This is a genomic window from Mycobacterium sp. UM_11 (genome assembly GCF_001414075.1).
GTDB lineage: Bacteria > Actinomycetota > Actinomycetes > Mycobacteriales > Mycobacteriaceae > Mycobacterium.
This window is the reverse complement of the sequence record NZ_LATC01000246.1, coordinates 1-420: the sequence shown is the minus strand read 5'-3', so window position 1 is coordinate 420 and position 420 is coordinate 1. Positions and strand designations below refer to the sequence as shown.

The following is a 420-nucleotide window of genomic DNA, read 5'->3' as shown; positions in this document are numbered from 1 at the left end:
GATGCTGTCGCCGCCGAGTTCGAAGAAGGAGTCGTCGGTGCTGACGCGCTCGAGGCCCAGGACGTCGGCGTAGATGCCGGCCAGCAGGTCTTCGGTGGGGGTATGCGGGGCCCGGTAAAGACCGGCACTGTATTCGGGGGCGGGCAGGGCGCGGGTGTCGAGTTTGCCGTTGGCGGTCAACGGCAACACCGGCAGCCCGACGATCGCGGTGGGCACCATGAACCCCGGCAACCGCTGGGCAAGCCCGGCCCGCACCGCGACCGGGTCGGCAGTGCCGGTGATGTAGCCGACCAACCGCTTATCACCGGGGCGGTCCTCCCGGGCGATCACCACCGCCTGCTCGACACCATCCAAAGCGCCTAACGCCGTTTGGATTTCACCCAGCTCAATGCGATACCCGCGAATCTTGACCTGCTCGTC

The 420-nt window shown here is 67.4% G+C and carries 1 protein-coding gene; it reads right to left on the bottom strand.

Features of this window, described 5'->3' with window-relative positions; genetic code table 11:
- On the bottom strand, positions 1-420 hold a 420-nt coding region (locus WU80_RS24855), incomplete at both ends, for a phosphopantetheine-binding protein (RefSeq protein WP_156349786.1).